Genomic DNA, 23,521 nt, shown 5'->3' on the forward strand with positions numbered 1-23,521 from the left:
TCGGACGGGAAAGGCACCACACCATCCCCACCCGCACACAACAACCCCCACAACTCCTCCGGCGATTCCACCCCGCCAGGGAACCGACAACTCATGGCCACGATCGCCACCGGCTCGTCATGGTCGGCCGGTCCGGTCGGGAGGGCGGCCGGTGCCGGCGCGAGTGCGTCGTCGGTCGTCGTCCGGTCGGAGAGTTCGGCCAGCAGGAAGTCCGCGAGGACCGCGCAGGTGGGGTAGTCGAAGACGAGCGTGGCGGGCAGCCGCAGGCCGGTGATGCCGTTCATGCCGTTGCGCAGCTCGACGGCGCTGAGCGAGTCGAACCCGAGGTCGCTGAAGGCGCGTTCCGGGTCGACCGCCGCGGGCCCGGCGTAGCCGAGCACGGTGGCGACATAGCTGCGGACGACGTCCAGGACCACGGCGGCGCGCTCGGACTCGGCGACTCCGGCGAGGTGCTGGAGCAGCTTGGCGGCCGCGTCGGAGCCGGTGTCGTCGCTCTCCTGCGCGGTCTCCAGGACGTGTTGGGCGTCGGGGAGGTCGCGCAGCAGGGCGCTGGGCCGGGAGGCGGTGAAGGCGGGGGTGAACTTGTCCCAGCCGAGGTCGGTGACGGAGACATAGCTCTCGTCGTGGTCGAGGGCCTGCTGGAGTGCGCCGCAGGCCAGCTCGGGCTGCATGTCGTACACGCCGTAGCGGCGGAGCCGGTCGCCGACGGCGCCCTCTCCCATGCCGTCGCCGGACCAGTGGCCCCAGGCGACGGCGGTGGCGGGGAGTCCGTCGGCGCGGCGCCGGTCGGCGAGTGCGTCGAGGAAGGCGTTGCCCGGCGCGTAGTTGCCCAGGCCCGGGCCGCTGATGGTGCCGGAGGTGGAGGAGAAGAGCACGAACGCGGACAGGTCCAGGTCCCGGGTCAGTTCGTGGAGGTTGAGCGCCGCGGTGACCTTGGCGCGCAGCACGGTGTCCATCCGGCCCGGGTCGAGGGAGTCGATCACGCCGTCGTCGAGGGAGCCGGCGACATGCATGACCGCGTCGAGCGGGTACTCCTGGGGGACGGTGGCGAGCAGGTCGCGCAGCGCCTCACGGTCGGCGGCGTCGCAGGCGGCGAGGGTGACGCGGGCGCCGAGCGCGGTGAGTTCGGCCCGGAGGTCCGCTGCGCCCGGTGCGTCGGCGCCGCGGCGGCTGGTGAGCAGCAGATGCTCGGCGCCTTGCCGCGCCAGCCAGCGTGCGATGTGTCCGCCGACGGCGCCGGTGCCGCCGGTGACGAGGACGGTGCCGCGGGGCCGCCAGGTGCGCTGCGGCGGGGTGCCGGCGAGTGGGGCGCGTACCAGACGACGGCCGTAGGCGCCGGAGGCGCGCAGGGCGATCTGGTCCTCGCCGTCCGGTCCGGCGAGCAGGGCGCAGAGCCGGTCCGCCGCCCGCTTGTCGAGCGTTTCGGGCAGGTCGATGAGGCCGCCCCAGCGGTCGGAGTGTTCCAGGGCGGCGACCCGGCCCATGCCCCAGACCAGGGCCTGGTGGGCGTGGGTGACGGATTCGGAGCGTCCGATGGCGACGGCTCCGCGGGTCCCGCACCACAGGGGCGCCTCGATGCCGAGGTCGCCGAGTGCCTGGACGAGGGACAGGGTGCCGGACACGCCCACGGGCACGGCGGGGTGTGCGGGGTGGGCCCGCTCGTCCAGCGGGAGCAGGGACAGGACGCCGGTGACCTCGCCGCCGCCCACCGCGCCGCTGACCTCGCCGTCGCCCGGTACGTCGTCGTCGCCGAGCGCGGTGCGCAGCCGGAGGGCGGTCCGCTCACGGTCGGAGCCGTCCTCGGGGGTCAGTTCCACGAGACGTACCTGGGCGCCGTGCGCGGTGAGCGCGGCGAGCACGTCCTGGACGGCGGCCGTGCGGGCGTCGCCGTCGGCGGCTTCCGCCGCGGGGGCGATCAGCAGCCAGGTGCCGTGCAGGACGGCGGCGGTGCGCTCGGCGAGCGGCGACCAGCGCACGGTGTACCGCCAGCCGTCGACGGTGGACCGCTCGCGGCTGTTCCTGCGCCACGACGACAGCGCGGGCAGTACGGCGCTGAGCGGTTCGTCGCCGTCGACGTGGAGCGTCTCGGTCAGCGCCTGGAGGTCTTCCTGTTCGACGGTCTCCCAGAACCGGGCCTCGACGGCGTCGGACGCCGGTGTGTCCTCGCCGGCGCCGGCGGCCAGTTCCCGCGCCTGCGGCCAGTACCGCTCGCGCTGGAACGCGTAGGTCGGCAGGTCGACACGGTGTGCGCCGGTGCCCGCGAAGACGGCGGCCCAGTCGACGGTCACGCCCTGCGCATGGGCTTCGGCGAGGGAGGTGAGGAGGCGGTCGGGGCCGCCCGCCTCCCGGCGCAGGGTGCCGAGCACGGCGGCGTCCACGCCGAGTGCGTCCGCGATGTCGCGTACCCCGCCGGACAGTACGGGGTGCGGGCTCACCTCGATGAACGACCGGTGGCCTGCCGCGAGCAGACCGCGGATGGCGTCCTCGAACCGCACGGTCTGCCGCAGGTTGGTGTACCAGTAGTCGGCGTCGAGCCCGGAGGTGTCCTGCCACCGACCGGTCACGGTCGAGAAGAACGGGACGGCGGCAACGGACGGGCTGATGCCGTCGAGTGCTTCGAGCACCTCGGCGCGCACCGGCTCGACCTGCGCCGAGTGGGAGCCGTAGTCAACGGAGACCTTGCGGACCTGCACACCGTCGGCGGTCAGCGCGGTGAACAGCTCGTCGAGCGCTTCCGCGGCGCCGGAGACGACGACGGAGGCGGGCCCGTTCACCGCGGCGACGGACAGCTCCTCGCCCCACGGTGCGATCCGCTCGCGCACCGCGTCGGCGGGCAGCTGGACGGACATCATGCCGCCGCCACCCGTGACGGCGGTCAGTGCCCGACTGCGCAGAACCACCACACGCGCCCCGTCGTCCAGGGTCAGCGCCCCGGCAACGCACGCGGCGGCGATCTCGCCCTGGCTGTGCCCGACGACCGCGTCGGGCTCCACTCCGTACGAGCGCCATACCTCGGCGAGCGACACCATGACGGCCCACAGGGCGGGCTGTACGACATCGACGCGTGTGAAGTCGGGTGCGTCGGCGTCGCCGCGCAGGACGGCCGTCAGCGACCAGTCCACGAGGGGCGCGAGGGCGCGTTCGCAGGCGGCGATGTGGTCTGCGAACACGGGTGAGCTGTCGAGCAGTTCGCGGGCCATGCCGGCCCACTGGCTGCCCTGGCCGGGGAAGACCAGGACGGGGCGGGCGCTGCCGTCGCGGGCGACGCCTCGCGGCGTGTCGGAGACCAGCGCGCCCTCGGCGATCTCGCGCAGGCCGCGATCGAGGCCGTCCCGGTCGGCCGCGACCAGCACCGCACGGTGCTCGAATGCGGAACGTGTGGTGGCGAGCGAGAAACCGAGGTCGGTGAGGCCGCTGAGGTCGCAGTCACCGGGCCGGGCCAGCAGGTGGGAGCGCAGCCGTGCGGCCTGGTCGCGCAGCGCGTCCTCGGTGCGCGCGGACAGCGGCACCGGCACCACTGGCAGCGCGGAGACCGCGGGAGCCTCGGGGGCCTCGGCGGCCTCGGCGGCCTCCGGCGGGGTCTGCTGCCCGGGTGCTTCTTCGACGATGATGTGGGCGTTGGTGCCGCTCATCCCGAACGAGGAGACACCGGCCCGGCGCGGTTCGTCCCCATCCGGCCAGGCGATGGCCTCGTTGAGCAGGCGTACGTGGCCCGCGGTCCAGTCGATGTGCGGACTGGGCTGGTCGGCGTACAGGGTCTTGGGCAGCACGTGATTGCGCAGCGCCATGACCATCTTGATGACGCCGCCCACACCGGCGGCGGCCTGGCTGTGGCCGATGTTGGACTTGAGTGAGCCGAGCCACAACGGACGGTCCTCGTCCCGGTCCCGTCCGTAGGCCGCCATCAGGGCCTGGGCCTCGATCGGGTCGCCGAGCGTCGTCCCGGTACCGTGCGCCTCGACGGCGTCCACCTGCTGCGGACCGAGTCCGGCAGCGGCCAGCGCCCGGCGGATGACGCGCTGCTGAGAGGGGCCGTTGGGGGCGGTGAGGCCGTTGGACGCGCCGTCCTGGTTGAGGGCGCTGCCGCGGACGACGGCCAGTACGGGGTGCCCGTGGCGGTGGGCGTCGGACAGCCGCTCGACGACCACCATGCCGACGCCCTCGGCCCAGCTCGCGCCGTCGGCGTCGGCCGAGAACGGCTTGCAGCGGCCGTCCTCGGCGAGCGCCCGCTGCCGGCTGAACTCGATGAGCGAGCCCGGGGTGGACATCACCGTCACACCGCCCGCGAGCGCGAGGTCGCACTCGCCCTGACGGAGCGACTGGACGGCGAGATGCAGGGCGACCAGCGACGACGAACAGGCGGTGTCGACGCTGACGGCCGGCCCCTCGAGCCCGAGGGTGTAGGCGATGCGCCCGGACAGCACACTGGGTGAGTTGCCGGTGCCGATGTACCCCTCGAAGCTGTCCTGTGCCCCGCCGAGGATGCCGATGTAGTCCTGGTAGGTGACGCCCGCGAAGACACCGGTGAGGGAGCCGCGTGCGGCCACCGGGTCGATTCCGGAACGCTCCAGTGCCTCCCACGACGCTTCGAGCAACAGCCGCTGCTGCGGGTCCATCGACAGCGCCTCGCGGGGGCTGATCCCGAAGAAGCCCGGATCGAAGTGGCTGGCGTCGTGCAGGAAGCCGCCTTCGCGGGTGTAGCAGGTGCCCGGGTGGTCCGGGTCCGGGTGATACAGGCTGTCCAGGTCCCAGCCACGGTCGGCGGGGAGCGGGGAGATCCCGTCACCGCCCGCGGCGACCAGCTCCCACAGCTCCTCCGGGGTACGGATACCGCCGGGGTAGCGGCAGCTCATCCCGACGATGACGACCGGGTCGTCGTCGAGGCGCGCCGCGGACGGCTGGGGCACCCATTCAGCGGATTCGCCAGTTCCGCCGATTCCGCCGATTCCGCTGGTTTCGCCGGTGAGTTCACCGTCCAGATAGCGGGCGAGTGACGCCGGGGTCGGGTAGTCGAACACCAGCGTGGCGGGCAGCGCCAGACCCGTGGCCTCCCTGAGCTGATTACGCAGCTCGACGGCGGTGAGGGAGGTGAACCCAAGGTCGGTGAAGCTCCGGGAGGGCTCCACCTCGTCACCGCCGGCGTAGCCGAGGACATGGGCGATCTGGGTACGTACGACACCCAACAACACGCGACCACGTTCGGCCACGCCCTTCCCCACAAGCTCTCCCGCCAACCCGGAGACCACCGCCCCCCGTTGACGCGCGGCGACCCGACGCCCGGAGCCCTGCGCCAGCACGCTGAGAACCGACGGCAGGGGCACTGCGGAGCCGCGCAACGCGGCCCGGTCCACCCGCGCGGGCAGCAGCACGCTCCGTCCCGTCGCCCGGGCGGCGCCGACCAACGCCACGGACTCCTCGGCCGACAGCGCCTCCAGCCCCGGGACCCCGGCACCGGGCGGCGGCAGCAGCGCCAGGGCCGGCAGGCCGGCGGCAGCGCGCTGGTGGGCAAGGGCGGCCAGCTGGCCGTGCGACGGATTGTCGGCTGGGCCGGTGCCTATGAGGATGAGCAGGGACGGTGCAACACGTCCGCGTTCCTTCCCGTCTTCGTCTCCGTCCCCGTGCCCTTCTCCGTGTCCGTTCCCGGCACGCCCGCCCGTCAGCTCGTCCAGGCGGCGGGCCATCTCGATGTCGTGCCTTCGGCGGAGGTCTGCGGTGTGGATGGCTGCGCGGAGGGGGTGTGTGGAGGCTTGGATTGCGGTGAGGGCGGCTTGGATTGAGGTGGCGGTGTTCTTTTCTTCGTGTTCGTCGTGGTCGTGAGAGGTGAGGGTCTCCACGCGCGCGTCGACGTCGAGCACTGCGGCGACCTGCTCCGCGTAGGGGCCGGTGACCAGGACTGTTCCGCCGGGCTCCACCTCAAGCCGAGTGGCGGCCGCGCTCGATGCACACCTGATCAGGCGCAGCGCCGACACCTCGCCTCGACGGACAGCCATCTCCGCCTCACCGCTGGCGAGCGCGACGGGCAGGACACGCAGAGAGTCGACGTGGTCGTCGACGTCTACGAGGACTATCCGGTCCGGCTGTTCTGCCTGGGCGGCGCGGAGTTCGGCCCAGAGGCCGGCGGTCTCAGCGGTCCCGGCGGTCTCGCCGACCTCCCTGGCCTCTCCCGTCGGAGCGTCGTCATGGAGGGTGAGAGCACCTTGGGTGACGAGGGTCAGGCGGGCGGACGGCTCCCGGACCAGCCGTTCACGCAGAACGCCGAGGGCGGTCTGAAGATCGGCCGCTGTGGCGACGGTGGCCACGAGCTCCGCCTCGGTGCACTCGGCAGCGGGGGTGTCCAGTACGTCAGCGAGGCCGAGTGGGCCGGCCCCTACAACGGTCGGACGTGGTGCGTCGGCGGCCGTGCCCGCAGGCGCACGTACGTCCATCGGTGCCCAGTCGAGGCGGAGGAGCGATGCCGGCAGTGAGGGAGTCCGGTCGTCCCGGAGTGCGCCGGGCTTGCGCATCAGCATCGACTCGACACCGATCACCGGCTGCCCTGATCCGTCGGATGCCTGGAGGGCCACCTCGTCGGGTCCACGACGGCTGAGACGAATCCGCAGTTCGGACGCGCCGGTCGCGTGCAGGGAGGCGCCGCTCCACGTGAAGAGAACGGCCTCTGTTGCCACACCGTCCAGCAGTCCGAGGCCGAGCGGGTGGAGGGAGGCGTCCAACAGGGCGGGGTGGAGGCAGAACCCCTCACCCGCGGACCGGGACCCTGCCCCGGCTCCGGCTCCGGCCGGAGACTCCGGCAGTTCGGCCTCGGCGTACACGCTGCCGTCGGTGCCCCGCCAGACAGCCCGTATGCCGCGGAAAGCCGGACCATAGTCGAACCCGGCCGCCGCCAGCCCGTCATACAGGTCATCGATGTCCACGGGCAGCGCGCCGGAGGGCGGCCAGGCCGCGAAGTCGAAGGTCTCCGGCGAGACGTTCTCCGTCAGGACACCGCTCGCATGCCGCGCCCACGCAGCATCGGCCGACGCCGCCGCGGGACGTCCGTACACCCCGAGAGCCCGGTTGCCGGAAGCGTCCGGTTCCTCAATCCGCAGCTGCAACTGGACCGCACCCCCGTCCTCGGGGAGCACCAGCGGAGCCTCGAGGACGAGTTCCCTGACGTGGGAGCAGCCGACCTCGTCTCCTGCCCGCACCGCCAGCTCCAGGAAGGCTGTGCTCGGTACGACGATCGCCCCCGCGACGCGGTGCTCGGCGAGCCACGGCTGTGTGCGCGGCGAGAGGCGTCCGGTCAGCACCACCTCATGGCTACCGGCCAGGGACACCGCCGCGCCCAGGAGAGGGTGCTCGGCGGCGGCAAGACCGATCGATGGGGCGTCTGCGGTGAGGGACGACGGTATGTCGAGCCAGTAGCGCTGGTGTTGGAAGGCGTAGGTGGGCAGGTCGACAGGGGTGCGGATGCTTTCCCTGTCGGTTTCCGTGTCGGTGTCAGTGGCCGTGTCGGCGCTGGTGAAGAGGGTGGACCAGTCGACGGTGATGCCGTGTGCGTAGGCCTGGCCGAGGGCGGTGAGGAGACTGGTGGCCTCTGGGCGGTCCTTGCGCAGGGTGGGTACGAGGACGTGGCCGGTGTCCGCTTCGAGGCATGCCTGTGCCATAGCGGTGAGCGTGCCGTCGGGCCCGATCTCCAGGAACCGGGTGACCTCGTGCTGTTCCAGCCAGCGGATGCCGTCGGCGAAGCGTACGGCTTCCCGGACATGCCGCACCCAGTAGTCGGGGGACATCAGGTCCTGGGGTGTGGCGAGTTCACCGGTCACGTTGGAGACGACCGGAATCTTCGGCTCTTCGTACGTCACGGATTGCGCCACTGCCCGGAACTCGTCGAGCATCGGCTCCATCAGCGGGGAATGGAAGGCGTGGCTCACCTGGAGCCTTTTCGTCTTCCGGCCGTCGGACTCGAAGTGTTCGGCGATCTCCGCGACGGCGGATTCTTCACCGGAGATCACGACAGCTTGCGGACCGTTCACCGCGGCAATGCTCACCCGTTCCTCAAGGCCTTGGAGGAGCGGCACGACCTCGTCCTCCGAGGCCTGGAGCGAGACCATCGCGCCACCGGCCGGCAACGCCTGCATCAACCGACCACGGGCAGCCACCAGCCGGCAAGCATCCTCCAGCGACAACACACCCGCGACATGGGCAGCCACCAACTCACCGATGGAGTGGCCCACCAGGAAATCCGGCCGTACGCCGAAGGATTCCACGAGCCTGTACAGCGCCACCTCTACGGCGAACAGCGCGGGCTGGGTGAACTCCGTACGGTTCAACGCCTCCGCGTCCTCGCTGAAGATCACCTCCCGCAGCGACGAAGACTCCAGCTCGCCGTCGAAGTGCACGCACACCGCATCAAACGCGTCCGCGAAGACCGGAAAGCCCTCGTACAACTCCCGGCCCATACCCAGCTGTTGGGAACCCTGGCCAGCGAACAGCAGGGCCAGCCGCCCGCCTGCGCCCACCGCACCAGTCATTGCATTGACGGCAGCGGTTCCCTCTGCCACGGCGGCAAGGCCCCGGAGAAAGTCCTCGCGTTCGGTGCCGAGTACGACGGCTCGGTGCTCGAAGGGCGCTCGCGTCGTGGCCAAGGCGTACCCCACCTCAGGCAGGCCGAATTCAGGCCGCTCCCCCACGTGCGCCGCCAACCGCTGCGCCTGCGCCCGCAGACCCGCACCACTGCGCGCCGAAACCACCCACGGCACCACACCCGACCCACACACCACACCAACCGAAGCGCCGCCCGAGTCCGCCTCCACGGCCTGCTCGATCACCACATGCGCATTCGTCCCACTCACACCGAACGCCGACACACCCGCCCGACGCAGCCGCCCCGTCTCCGGCCACTCAACCGACTCCCTCAACAACCGCACATGCCCCGCCGACCAATCCACATGCGACGACGGCTCATCGACATGCAACGTCTGCGGCAGTACGCCGTGCTGGAGCGCCAGCACCATCTTGATGACACCGGCCACACCCGCAGCCGCCTGCGTGTGCCCGATGTTGGACTTCACCGAACCCAGCCACAGCGGCCGGTCCTCATCCCGCCCCTGACCGTAAGTGGCCAGCAGCGCCTGCGCCTCAATCGGATCACCCAGCGACGTCCCCGTCCCATGCGCCTCGACGACATCCACGTCCGAGGCCGTTAGACCGGCACCAGCCAGGGCCTGGCGGATGACGCGCTGCTGGGAGGGGCCGTTGGGGGCGGTGAGGCCGTTGGACGCACCGTCCTGATTCACCGCACTGCCACGTACGACCGCCAACACCCGATGACCATTACGCCGGGCATCCGACAGCCGCTCCACCACCAGCACACCAGCGCCCTCAGCCCACCCCGTGCCATCAGCAGCATCCGAAAACGCCTTACAACGGCCATCAGCAGCAAGACCGCCCTGAAGACTGAACTCGACGAAGGCGCCGGGGTTGCCCATAACCGTCACACCGCCGGCCAGGGCGAGGTCGCATTCGCCCGAGCGCAGGGACTGAACAGCCAGATGCAGGGCGACCAACGACGACGAACACGCCGTATCCACCGTCACCGCCGGCCCCTCAAGACCCAGCGCATACGCCACCCGACCCGACACCACAGCGCCCGAGCTTCCGGTGAGCAAGTGCCCCCCGAGACCGTCCGGAGCCTCCCGCAGGCCCACCCCGTAGCCCGAAGCGCTGGCACCGACGAATACACCGGTACGGCTGCCCTTGACCGCCGTGGGACTGACACCGGAGCGTTCGAGGGCTTCCCAGGAAGCTTCCAGCAGTAGCCGCTGCTGTGGGTCGATCGCGACCGCCTCACGCGGTGAGATCCCGAAGAACGCGGGATCGAACTGTGCGGCGTCGTGCAGGAAGCCGCCCGACCGCGTAAGGCTCGCACCGGACTGGTCTCCGTCGCTCCCGAAGAGTGCGTCGAGGTCCCAGCCACGGTCCGTCGGGAAGCCGGAGATGGCATCCTCGGCTCCGGACACCAGTCGCCACAGGTCCTCGGGGCTGGACACGCCACCAGGAAGACGGCAACTCATCCCGACGATGACCACCGGATCGTCCGAGGTGGACACCACCACGGGAAGATCGGAGTCCACACCGGCTTCCGTCCCGAACAGCTCACCACTCAGGAAGCGCGCCAGCTCAACCGGCGTCGGATAGTCGAAAACCAGCGTGGCGGGAAGTCGCAGTCCGGTCTCGGCGTTCAGGCCGTTGCGCAGTTCGACCGCGGTGAGCGAGTCGAAGCCCAAGTCGCGGAAGGTGACGTCGGTTTCGAGGTCAGCCGGCTTGCTGTAGCCGAGGACCGATGCGGCATGCGTACGCACGAGCTCCAGCAATGCCCGATCCCGCTCCGCCACCGACAACCCCGCCAACCGCTCCCGCACCACCACCGCAGCACCAGAACCCCCACCACCAGCAGCACCCAGAGCCGCCCGCACCTGCGGCACCTCACGCAACAGCGGACTCGGACGCACACTCGTGAACGCGGGCACGAACCGTTCCCAGTCCACGTCGGCCACGACGACCGGACCCTCACCACCGCCACCACTCACGGCCTGTTCCAGCGCCGAGAGCGCCAGCTCCGGATCCAGTGCCCTCAACCCACGCCGCAGCAGATGCTCCTCCGCCCCCTCAACACCGGCCATACCACCGCCGGCCCAGGGCCCCCACGCCACGGAAGAACCCACCAACCCACGGGCACGACGCCCCTCCACCAACGCGTCGACAAACGCATTGGCCGCCGCATACGCCGCCTGCCCACCACTGCCCCACACACCAGCAATCGACGAAAACACCACGAACGCATCCAGCTGCCGGTCCCCCAACACGTCATCCAGGACCACAGCACCAGAAACCTTCGCGCCCATCACCTCATCGAAATGAGCCCGCTCCGCCTCCGCCAAAGCAACCGAATCCACCACACCCGCCGCATGCACCACCGCATCCACCGCATGCTCCGACAACACCCCCTCAACAGCACCCCGATCCGACACATCGCAGGCCGCGATGGTCACTCGTACACCGAAGGCAGACAGCTCCGCCTCAAGCTCCGACGCGCCAGGAGCCTCCGGGCCCCGGCGGCTGGTGAGGACCACATGCTCGGCACCACGCTCGGCCACCCAACGCGCCACCCGAGCACCGAGCGCACCCGTACCACCCGTAATCAGCACCGTGCCGCGCGGGCGCCAACCACCGGCGGGATCCGCAGCGAGAACGGGAGCCTGCGCCAGCCTGCGACCGAAGACACCAGCCGCCCGCACCGCCACCTGATCCTCAACACCATCCGCCAGAATCCCGACCAGCCGGTCAAGCGCCCTGCGGTCCACAACCTCCGGGAGATCCACCAGACCACCCCAACGATCCGGAAGCTCCAACGCCGCCACCCGACCCAGACCCCAGACCCCAGCCTGCACAGGATCCGGTGCGACGTCCGACCGGCCTACGGAAACAGCCCCGCGGGTCACCACCCACAAACGCCCACCGACACCGGCATCACCCAGCGCCTGCACCAGCACCGCAGCACTCGCCGCATTGCCCACCCCCAGCGCCAGCACACCAGCAACCGGCTCGCCACGACCCCCGGCCGCCTCACGCAACCGTTCCGCCAACGTCCCACGGTCCGCGCGTTCCGCAGCGGCCCACTCCACCCGCTCAACCCGCGCCCCACGCGCCGCCAGCCCCTCCACCACAACCTCGGACTCCACGTCCTCCGGCGCGGCCACCACAAGCCAACGCCCCTCCAACTCCTGGCCGGCACCCGCCTCCACCGGCTTCCACTCCACCCGATACCGCCAGTCCTCCTGAGGACCTGAGTGAGGTGCCGGCGTCGGCCAGAAGCGCTCACGCTGGAATGGGTACGTAGGCAGATCCACCTTCTGCGCACCGGGGAAGAGCGCACGCCAGTCCACCTCCGCGCCGTGTACGAACGCGTGGGAAAGAGCCTCCATCAGCGCTTCGGTCTCAGAGCGGTCCTTCCGTAGGGCGGGGGCCAGTTGGAGACCAGGGGCCGAGAGACAGAGCTGCGCCATGGCGGTGAGGGTGCCGTCCGGCCCGATCTCCAGGAAACGGGTCACACCCTGCTTCTCCAGCCACCGCACCCCATCGGCGAACCGCACAGCCTCCCGCACGTGCCGCACCCAGTACTCCGGAGAGGTCAGCTGCTCCGCCGTGGCCAGTTCACCGGTCACATTCGAGACCACCGCAATACGCGGCTGCGCAAAATCCACACTCTCCGCGACCGCCCGGAACTCCTCCAACATCGGCTCCATCAACGGCGAATGAAACGCATGGCTCACCCGCAGCCGCTTCACCTTCCGACCCTCAGCCTCAAAACGACCGGCAACCTCCGCCACCGCCGCTTCCTCACCGGAGACCACGACCGCCCGCGGACCATTCACCGCAGCAACACTCACCCGCTGCTCAAGCCCGCCCAGCACCGCAAGGACCTCGTCCTCCGACGCCTCAAGCGAGACCATCGCCCCACCCGCCGGCAACGCCTGCATCAACCGCCCACGAGCAGCGACCAGGCGACACGCATCCGCGAGCGACAACACACCCGCCACATGCGCAGCAGCCAACTCACCAATCGAATGCCCCACCAAGAAATCCGGCCGCACACCGAACGACTCCACCAACCGGAACAACGCCACCTCAACCGCAAACAACGCCGGCTGAGTGAACCCCGTCCGATTCAACGCATCCGCATCCCCATCCTCATTCCCATTCCCATTCCCATTCGCATCCGCATCCGCATCCGCATCCGCATCCGCATCCGCATCCGCATCCGCTCCGAACACCACCCCCCGCAACGACGACTCCAACTCACCATCAAAACAAGCACACACCGCATCAAACGCATCAGCAAAAACCGGGAACGCCTCATACAACTCCCGGCCCATTCCCAGCCGCTGGGCACCCTGCCCCGCGAACAGCAGAGCCAGCCGTCCCTCCGTCCTGGCTCCCTGCACAACACCGTGCGCCTTGTGGCCCTCGGCAAGTGCAGCCAGCCGGGGAATCACCGATGCCGGGTCGGGGGCGTCCGCCAGTACCACCGCGCGGTGGTCGAAACGCAGGGAGCGGGTCGTGGCGAGTGAGAAGCCCAGGTCCGCCAGGTCGAGTTCAAGGTTGTTTTCGTAGGCTGCTCGCAAGCGGGCCGCTTGGGCACGGAGTGCGGGCTCAGTACGTGCGGCGAGCACCAGCGGTGCGACGGACGGGCGCTCCGGCAAGGCCTGGGAGACCTCGGCGATGGGCGGCGGTTCCGGGGCGCGCTCCAGGATCACATGTGCGTTGGTGCCGCTGATGCCGAACGAGGACACTCCGGCCCGGGAGATCCGGCTCGCCCTGGCGTCATCCGCCGAGGGCCAGGCGACCGGCTCCGTGAGCAGCCGCACGTTGCCCTCCGACCAGTCCACATGACTCGACGGCTCATCGACATGCAACGTCCGGGGCAACACGCCATGCTGCAACGCCAGCACCATCTTGATGACACCGGCGACACCCGCGGCGGCCTGCGTGTGCCCGATGTTGGACTTCACCGAACCCAGCCACAGCGGCCGGTCCTCTTCCCGCCCCTGACCGTAGGTGGCCAGCAGCGCCTGCGCTTCGATCGGATCACCCAGCGACGTGCCCGTCCCATGCGCCTCCACCACATCAACATCCGAGGCGGTTAGGCCGGCTCCCGCCAGCGCCTGGCGGATCACCCGCTGCTGCGACGGACCATTCGGCGCCGTCAAACCATTCGACGCACCGTCCTGATTCACCGCACTGCCACGCACGACCGCCAGCACCCGATGACCATTACGTCGGGCATCCGACAGCCGCTCCACGAGCAGCATCCCGACGCCCTCGCCCCAGCCAGTGCCGTCGGCGCCCTCGGCGAATGCCTTGCACCGGCCGTCGGCCGACAGCCCGCGCTGACGGCTGAACTCCAGGAACGCGCCCGGCGTGGACATCACCGTCACACCGCCCACCAGCGCCATGTCGCACTCGCCGGAACGGAGGGCCTGCGCCGCCCAGTGCAGGGCCACCAGCGACGAGGAACACGCGGTGTCCACGGTGACTGCCGGGCCCTCCAGGCCGAGGGTGTAGGCCACGCGCCCGGACACCACGCTCGCGGCATTTCCGGTGCCGATATAGCCGTCGAATTCGTCCGGGTCCGGGGAATTGGCGAGCAGAGCCGGATAGTCCTGGCCGTTGGTTCCCACGAAGACGCCCGTCCGGCTGCCCCGCAGGGAATGCGGATCCATTCCGGCCCGCTCCAGCGTCTCCCAGGACACTTCGAGGAGCAGACGCTGCTGCGGATCCGTCGCGACAGCCTCCCGGGGGCTCATCCCGAAGAAGGCGGGTTCGAACCGGTCCACGTTCTTCAGGAATCCGCCGACGCGGACGTAGCTGGTTCCGGGGTGTTCCGGGTCGGGATCGTAGAGGGAGTGCAGGTCCCACCCGCGGTCGGCCGGGAATTCTCCGACGGCGTCCGCTCCCTCCGCCAGCAGCTTCCAGAACGCCTCCGGGGACTCCACACCGCCCGGGAACCGGCAGCTCATCCCCACGATGACGAGGGGGTCCCCGTCGACCGCCGAGGAAGTGGGCAGCTGCTCGACATCGTCCAGGGCCGGGGACGGGACCGAGGTCGGAGCCATCCGGGTGCGCAGGAAGCCGGCCAGTGCGGTCGGTGTCGGGTAGTCGAACGCCACCGTCGCGCTCAGTGTGATGCCGCATGCCAGGCTCAGTGCGTTACGGAGCTCCACCGCGAGCAGGGAGTCGACGCCGAGGTCCCGGAAGGGCCGGTCCGGGGGAACCTCGGTGGGGCCCGCGTAGTGCAGCACTCCCGCGGCGTACGACCGGACCAGGTCGGTGAGCACCTTTTCCTGTTCGGGCGTCTCCAGTCCGGCAAGCTGTTGCCGCAGCTCGGAGGGGCGGTCCTCGTCCTCCGTTCCGGCTGCGCGCTCGAGCTCGGTACGGAGCTCCGGCAGATCGCCGATCAGCGGGCTGGGGCGCACTGCGGCGAAGGCGGAACGGAAGTCGGTCCAGGTGATGTCGGCGATGACCAGGCCGGTTGTCCCGGAGTGGAGCGCGTGCTCCATGGCGCCGAGGGCGAGGTCCGGCCTCAGCGGAGACACACCGCCCCGGCGCATGCGCTGTGCCATCACGTTGTCGCTCGCCATGCCGGTCTCGTCCCACGGCCCCCAGGCGAGGGAAAGGGCGGGCAGCTCCTCGGCCGCACGCTGCTCGGCGAGCGCGTCCAAGAAGGCATTGGCGGCTGCGTAGTTGCCCTGGCCGGGGGCGCCGAGGGTGCCGGCGAAGGACGAGAAGAGGACGAAGGCCGAGAGGTCCCGGTCCCGGGTCGCCTCGTGCAGATTCACCGCAGAGGCGGCCTTGGCCTGCATCACGGCTGCGAACCGTTCGGGCGTGAGGGAGTCGAGGATGCCGTCGTCGAGTACGCCGGCGGCGTGGAAGACGGCGTCGACGGGGTGGTCGGACAGCAGCGCCTCAACCGCGGCCGGGTTCGCGACATCGCAGGCCGCTACGGTCACCCGCACGCCGAGGGCGGACAGCTCCGCCTCAAGCTCCGACGCGCCGGGAGCCTCCGGGCCCCGGCGGCTGGTGAGCAGTACCTGCTCGGCACCGCGCTCGGCCACCCAACGCGCCACCCGAGCGCCGAGCGCACCCGTACCACCCGTGATCAGCACCGTGCCGCGCGGGCGCCAACCATCGGCGGAGTCCCCAGCGAGAACCGGAGCCGGTGCGTGGACCAGCCGTCGGCCGAAGACTCCGGACGCCCGCACCGCCACCTGATCCTCGCCACCGCCCGCCAGAACTCCAGCCAGTCGGTCAAGCGCCCTGCGGTCCATGACCTCGGGGCAATCCACCAGACCGCCCCAACGGTCCGGAAGCTCCAACGCCGCCACGCGCCCCAGACCCCACACCGCAGCCCGCACAGGATCGGGTGCGGCGTCCGACCGGCCCACGGAAACAGCCCCGCGGGTCACCACCCACAAACGCCCCGCAACACCCGCATCCCCCAGCGCCTGGACCAGCACCGCAGCACCCGCCGCATCGCGCGCACCCAGCGCCAGCACACCGGCAACCGGCTCCTCACCACTGCCAACGGCCGCACGCAACCCTTCCGCCAACAGCCCGCGGTCCAGCTCCTCCCCCCCAGCACACTCCACCCGCTCGACCCGCGCCCCACGCGCCGCCAGCCCCTCCACCACAACCTGGGACTCCACGTCCTCCGATGCGGCCACCACAAGCCAACGCCCGCCCAGTCCATGGCCGGACCGTGCAACGAGCGGCTTCCACTCCACCCGATACCGCCAACCGTCCACCACCGACCGCTCACGCCGCTGCCGCCACCACGACGACAACGCACTCAACGCCTCATCCCACGAGGCATCACCGGCAATCGACAGCTCCCCGGCCAGCGCCGCCGAGTCGCCACGCTCGATCGCGTCCCAGAACTCCGCATCGGCTCCGTCGGGCGCTGGGGCGCTGACGCCGTCCCCCTCGGTCCCGGATGCCTCCAGCCAGTAACGCTCACGCTGAAAGGGATACGTCGGCAGTTCAACGGGGCGCGTTCCGGGCAGCAGCGCAGGCCAGTCGAGGGCGACGCCGTGCGCGTACAGCTGCGCTAGGGCCGTCACCATGTGCTGCGCCTCGGGCCTGTCCTTGCGCAGTGCGGGGACCGCTACCTGCGGGGGCTCTTCCAGGCATGCCTGGGCCATCGCGGTGAGCGTGCCGTCGGGACCGATTTCGAGGTAGCGAGTGACGTTGTGCTCCGCCAGCCGGCGGATGCCGTCGGCGAACCGTACGCATTCCCGGACGTGCCGCACCCAGTAGTCGGGAGAGGTCAGGTCGCGGGTCGTGGCGAGTTCACCCGTCACATTCGAGACGACCGGGATCGTCGGTTCCGCATACGCCATGGATTGAGCGACCGCACGGAACTCGTCGAGCATCGGCTCCATCAGCGGGGAGTGGAAAGCGTGGCTCACCCGGAGCCGCTTCACCTTCCGTCCCTCGGACTCGAAGCGCGCGGCTATTTCCGCGACGGCGGATTCTTCCCCGGAGATCACGACGGCCTGCGGACCGTTCACCGCGGCAATGCTCACCCGCTGCTCAAGGCCTTCCAGCAGCGGCAGGACCTCGTCCTCCGAGGCCTGGAGGGAGACCATCGCGCCGTCGCCGACCGGCAGCTCCTGCATCAACCGGCCACGGGCGGCGACCAGTTGGCAGGCATCCTCCAGCGACAGCACACCGGCCACATGCGCAGCCACCAACTCACCGATCGAATGACCCACCAGGAAATCCGGGCGGACACCGAACGACTCCATGAGGCGGAAAAGTGCCACCTCCACGGCGAACAGCGCGGGCTGGGTGCATTCCGTACGGTTCAGCGCCTCCGCGTCGTCGCCGAAAATCACGTCCCGCAGGGAGGAAGAAGAGTCCTCCTCACCGTCAAAGCAAGCGCATACCGCATCGAAGGCGTCCGCGAAGACCGGGAAGGCGTCATACAGCTCACGCCCCATTCCGCATCGCTGCGCACCCTGCCCCGTGAACAGGAAGGCCGTCTTCGCACCGGCCTGCGCCGTCCCCCGTATGACACCTTCGCCGCGCTCGTCACGGGCCAGGGCGCCGAGTCCTGCGATCAGATCCTCTCGGCTGCTGCCGACGACGACGGCGCGGTTCTCCAGTGCGGCGCGTGTCGAGGCGAGCGAATGGGCGAGGTCCCGTATGTCGTGGCCGGGATGGGCGTCGACGTGGGAGAGCAGGCGCCGCGCCTGCTCGCGCAGTGCGGTGTCGTTGCGGGCGGAGAGCACCCAGGGCAGCATCGGCAGCCGATGGGATGCGGTGGTGCCGTCGTCCTGTCCTTCTTCGGGTGTGGGCTCCGCCTCGGGGGCCTCGGGGGCCTGTTCCAGCACCGCGTGCGCGTTGGTGCCGCTCACGCCGAAGGCCGATACCGCCGCGCGGCCCGGACGGTCGCGGTCCGGCCAGTTGACGGCCTCGGTGAGCAGTCGTACGTTCCCGGCCGACCAGTCCACATGCGACGAGGGTCGATCCACGTGCAAGGTCTGCGGCAGTACGCCGTGCTGGAGCGCCAGCACCATCTTGATCACGCCTGCCACACCCGCGGCGGCCTGGGTGTGCCCGATGTTGGACTTCACCGAACCGAGCCACAACGGCCGGTCCTCATCACGTTCCTGACCGTACGTCGCGATCAGTGCCTGGGCCTCGATCGGATCGCCCAGCGACGTTCCGGTGCCATGTGCCTCGACGGCGTCCACGTCGGAGGGCGAAAGGCCGGCCGCGGCGAGAGCCTGCCGGATGACCCGCTGCTGTGAGGGGCCGTTCGGCGCGGTCAGACCGTTGGACGCACCGTCCTGGTTGACAGCGGTACCGCGTACGACGGCCAGCACCCGGTGGCCGTTGCGCCGGGCGTCCGACAGCCGCTCCAGCACCAGCATGCCGACGCCCTCGGCCCATCCCGTGCCGTCCGCGGCTTCCGCGAACGCCTTGCAGCGGCCATCGGCCGCCAGACCGCGCTGCCGGCTGAACTCGATGAACGCACCCGGCGTCGCCATCACCGTCACCCCGCCCGCCAGGGCGAGCGTGCATTCGCCGGACCGGAGCGCCTGGGCAGCCAGATGCAGGGACACCAGGGAGGACGAGCAGGCGGTGTCCACGGTCACGGCAGGGCCTTCGAGGCCCAGTGCGTACGCGACGCGGCCCGATACGACCGAGGTCGAGTTTCCGGTCAGCAGATGACCGCGGACGTCATCGGGAATGTCCCGGAGGCCGGCGCCGTATTCCTGGCCGCTGCATCCGACGAAGACACCGCTTCGGCTTCCCCGTATGCCGAGCGGGTCGATTCCGGCGCCTTCGAACGCTTCCCAGGACGCCTCCAGCAGCAGCCGCTGCTGCGGGTCCATCGCGAGCGCTTCGCGCGGTGAAATCCCGAAGAATCCGGGGTCGAATTCCGTGGCGTCGTAGACGAAGCCGCCCTTGCAGGAGTAGCTCGTGCCGGAGCCGTGTGAATCCGGGTCGTACAACGCATCGGCGTCCCAGCCACGGTCCTGCGGCCACTCGGAGATGGCGTCTTCCCCGCTGCACAGCAGGCGCCAGAATTCCTCCGGTGAATGCACACCACCGGGGAAACGGCAGCTCATCCCGACGATCGCGACGGGCTCCTGCTGCTGCGATTCCAGCTCCTGTAGGCGCCGACGGGTCTCATGCAGGTCGGCGGTGACCCACTTGAGGTAGTCCCGAAGCCGTTCTTCATTCGCCATGTGGAACTTGCCCCATACGTTGTAGACCGGAACGGTTCACCCACGGCGTTCAGGAACGGCCGAGCTCCTGATTGATGAAATCGAAGATCTCGTCGTCCGTCGCCGCGTCCAGCTGCTGGGACACGGCGGACTTCGCGTCGCTCTCGGCCACCCCGCCCAGCTCGGACAGCATGCTCCGAAGACGGGCCTCAACGAGCCCCCTGGCCGGGTTCTCTGGGGAAAATCCTGAAATCGCGCCGGCAAGACGCTCCAGGTCAGCGAGTACGGCAGCCTCCGGCTCGGCCTCCGTCGCGCCGAACAGGGTGTCGTGCACATGCTCCGCGAGAAGCTGCGGCGTGGGGTAGTCGAAGACCAGCGTGGCGGGGAGCTGCATCCCGGTGTCGGCGTTCAGCCCGTCGCGCAGTTCGACCGCGGTGAGCGAATCGAAGCCCAAGTCCCGGAATGCCTTGACGGGTTCCACGGCCTTGACGTCACGGAGTCCGAGCACGGCAGCGGTGTGGGTACGTACGAGATCGAGTACCGCTTGGGCGCGCTCCACCGCGGAGACACCCTCAAGCTTGCCGAGGAAGGACTCGCGCCCGTCTCCGGCCTCCTTCGGCGATGTGCCGCTACGCATGGCATCGGCGACCTCGGGCAGGTCGCAGAGCAGCGGACTCGGACGGGTACTGGTGAACGCCGGCACGAACCGTTCCCAGTCCATGTCGGCCACGACGACCGGACCCTGACCGCTGCCACCGTTCACGGCCTGCTCCAGCGCGGACAGCGCCAGCTCCGGATCCAGTGCCCTCAACCCACGCCGCAGCAGATGCTCCTGCGCACCCTCAACACCAGCCATACCACCGCCGGCCCAGGGCCCCCACGCCACGGAAGAACCCACCAACCCACGGGCACGACGCCCCTCCACCAACGCGTCGACAAACGCATTGGCCGCCGCATACGCCGCCTGCCCACCACTGCCCCACACACCAGCAATCGAGGAGAACACGACAAAGGCGTCCAGCTGCCGGTCCCCCAACACCTCGTCCAGGACCACAGCGCCCGCAACCTTCGCGCCCATCACCTCATCGAAATGAGCCGGCTCCGCCTCGGCCAGAGCAACCGAATCCACGGCACCCGCCGCATGCACCACCGCATCCACCGGATACCGCGACAACAAGCCCTCGATGGCGCCTTGATCGGACACATCGCAGGCCGCGATGGTCACTCGTACGCCGAGGGCAGACAGCTCCGCCTCAAGCTCCGACGCGCCGGGAGCCTCCGGGCCCCGGCGGCTGGTGAGGACCACGTGCTCGGCACCGCGCTCGGCCACCCAACGCGCCACCCGAGCACCGAGCGCACCTGTACCACCCGTAATCAGCACCGTCCCACGCGGCCGCCAACCATCGACGGAATCAGCAGCGAGGACGGGAGCCTGCACCAGCCTGCGCCCGAAGACACCAGCCACCCGCACCGCCACCTGATCCTCGCCACCGTCCGCCAGAACTCCGGCCAGTCGGTCAAGCGCCCTGCGGTCCACAACCTCCGGGAGATCCACCAGACCACCCCAACGATCCGGAAGCTCCAACGCCGCTACCCGACCCAGACCCCACACCGCAGCCTGCACAGGATCGGGTGCGGCGTCCGACCGGCCCACGGAAACAGCCCCGCGGGTCACCACCCACAAACGCCCGCCGACACCGGCATCTCCCACTGCCTGGAGCAGCACCGCAGTACCCGCCGCATCGCGCGCACCCAGCGCCAGCACACCGGCAACCGGCTCCTCACCACCCGCAACCGCCGCACGCAACCGTTCCGCCAACAGCCCACGGTCCACGTGTTCCACGGCGGAGCACTCCACCAGCTCCACGCCCGCCCCACGCGCCGCCAGCCCCTCCACCACAACCTCGGACTCCACATCCTCCGATGCGGCCACCACAAGCCAACGCCCGCCCAGTGCATGGCCGGACCGTGCGACGAGCGGCTTCCACTCCACCCGATACCGCCAACCGTCCACCACCGACCGCTCACGCCGCTGCCGCCGCCACGACGACAACGCACTCAACGCCTCATCCCACGAGGCATCACCGGAGATAGCCAGCTCCCCGGCCAGGGCATGCGGGTCTTCGCGCTCTACGGCTTCCCAGAACCAGGCGGCACCATCGTCGGAGCGGTAATCCTCGACGCCCTTGGTCACGGTTCCCGAGGAGCTGGGCCAGAAGCTCTCATGCTGGAACGCGTACGTGGGGAGATCCACCCGCTGAGCACCAGGGAAGAGCGCATCCCACTGCACCTCCGCACCGTTGACGAACATGCCGCTGACTGCCGTCAGAAGAGCTTCCGGCTCCAGCCGGTCCTTCCGCAGTGCGGGTACCAGCACGAGGCTTGTACTCGTACCGTCGACGCAACCCTGCGCCATACCGGTCAGCGTGCCGTCCGGCCCGATCTCCAGGAAACGGGTCACACCCTGCTTCTCCAGCCACCGCACCCCATCGGCGAACCGCACAGCCTCCCGCACATGCCGCACCCAGTACTCCGGAGAGGTCAGCTCCTCCGCCGTGGCCAGCTCACCGGTCACATTCGAGACCACCGCAATACGCGGCTGCGCAAAATCCACGCTCTCCGCGACTGCCCGGAATTCCTCCAACATCGGCTCCATCAGCGGCGAATGGAACGCATGGCTCACCCGCAGCCGCTTCACCTTCCGACCCTCAGCCTCAAAGCGACCGGCGACCTCCGCCACCGCCGCTTCCTCACCCGAGACCACGACCGCCCGCGGACCATTCACCGCAGCAACACTCACCCGCTGCTCATGGCCATCCAACAGCGGCAACACCTCGTCCTCCGAGGCCTGCAAGGAGAACATCGCCCCACCCGCCGGCAGCGCCTGCATCAACCGCCCACGAGCAGCGACCAACCGACACGCATCCCCCAGCGACAACACACCCGCCACATGCGCAGCAGCCAACTCACCAATCGAATGCCCCACCAAGAAATCCGGCCGCACACCGAACGACTCCACCAACCGGAACAACGCCACCTCAACCGCAAACAACGCCGGCTGAGTGAATCCCGTCCGATTCAACGCATCCGCATCCTCACCGAACACCACCCCTCGCAACGGTGACTCCAACTCACCATCAAAACAAGCACACACCTCATCAAAAGCATCAGCAAAAACCGGAAAGGTGTCGTACAGCTCCCAGCCCATCCCGAGACGCTGCGCACCCTGTCCCGTGAACAGGAACGCAGACCGCCCCTGACTCTTGACCCCGCTAAGGACGCCAACTTCCTTTCGTCCCTCAGCAATCGCGGCCAATCCCTGGACGGCGGTCTCGTGGTCCTCCACGAGCAGCACAGCGCGGTGGTCGAATGCCTCCCTAGACGTTGCGAGGGAGAAGCCCATATCCGCGAGATCGAGCCAGCTGCCGGTCTGGGTGACGGACTCGTCCACCTGTGCACGAAGTCGCTGGGCCTGCGATTGCAAAGCGGCTTCGTCACGTCCTGATATCACCCAGGGAATTGCGGGAAGCTGGAGCGACTTTCCGCCCTCGACGCGCTCTTCCACCACCGGCTCCTCCACCGCCGGGGCCTGCTCGATAATCGCGTGCGCATTGGTGCCACTGATACCGAACGAGGACACCCCCGCCCGCCGCGGCCGCCCCACCTCCGGCCACTCCACCGCCTCCCTCAACAACCGCACATGCCCCGCAGACCAATCCACATGCGACGACGGCTCATCGACATGCAACGTCTGCGGCAGTACGCCGTGCTGGAGCGCCAGCACCATCTTGATGACACCGGCCACACCCGCGGCCGCCTGCGTGTGCCCGATATTCGACTTCACCGAACCCAGCCACAACGGCCGATCCTCATCCCGCCCCTGACCGTAAGTGGCCAGCAGCGCCTGCGCCTCAATCGGATCACCCAGCGACGTCCCCGTCCCATGCGCCTCGACCACGTCAACGTCCGAGGCCGTAAGGCCGGCACCCGCCAACGCCTGGCGGATCACCCGCTGCTGCGACGGACCATTCGGCGCCGTCAAACCATTCGACGCACCATCCTGATTCACCGCACTACCACGCACCACCGCCAACACCCGATGACCATTACGCCGGGCATCCGACAACCGCTCCACCACCAGCACACCCACACCCTCGGAAAAGCCCGCACCATCCGCGGCATCCGAAAACGCCTTACACCGACCATCAGCCGCCAACCCACGCTGCCGACTGAAATCCACAAAC

Annotated in this window: 2 protein-coding genes; both read right to left on the reverse strand. The window is 69.7% G+C overall.

What is annotated here, in order from left to right; translation table 11 throughout:
- A partial coding sequence (locus tag ACZ55A_RS36655; RefSeq protein ID WP_468849374.1) for a type I polyketide synthase occupies positions 1–19,298 on the reverse strand: 19,298 nt, incomplete at its 3' end.
- 49 nt (positions 19,299–19,347) lie between these two features.
- The coding region (locus tag ACZ55A_RS36660; RefSeq protein ID WP_468849375.1) for a type I polyketide synthase at positions 19,348–23,521 on the reverse strand (4,174 nt) is incomplete at its 5' end.

This window comes from Streptomyces sp. NPDC034111 (assembly GCF_055575375.1).